The sequence below is a fragment of the Nostoc sp. 2RC genome, assembly GCF_014222165.1.
Lineage (GTDB): Bacteria > Cyanobacteriota > Cyanobacteriia > Cyanobacteriales > Nostocaceae > Nostoc > Nostoc linckia.
Genome location: NZ_JACKZU010000847.1, coordinates 1 through 256, shown reverse-complemented (window position 1 = coordinate 256; position 256 = coordinate 1). Strand labels below are relative to the sequence as shown.

Genomic DNA, 256 nt, shown 5'->3' with positions numbered 1-256 from the left:
ACAGCAACATAGCTTGCTACTCACCAAAGGTTTTTTTGGGCTACTCAAATTAAAAACATCAGTGGCATTGAGTTGGCACTGAGTTGGCATTTTTTGACCATTTTATTGTCAATAAGCTTAGTTATTGATAAAAAGAATATATACATAATGTATGCAGTGGCGTTGAATTGGCGCTTAATTGGGATTGAATTGGCACTCAAGTGACGCTTAAGTGGCGTTGAATTGGCATTTGAGTGGCGTATTTTTGAATCGAATT

Annotated in this window: 1 protein-coding gene; it reads right to left on the bottom strand. The window is 36.7% G+C overall.

Translation table 11 applies throughout. The features are described from left to right. Window positions 1-44: 44 nt before the first annotated feature. Window positions 45-256: hypothetical protein (locus GNE10_RS35630; RefSeq protein WP_221643115.1), on the bottom strand; the 212-nt coding region annotated here is incomplete at its 5' end.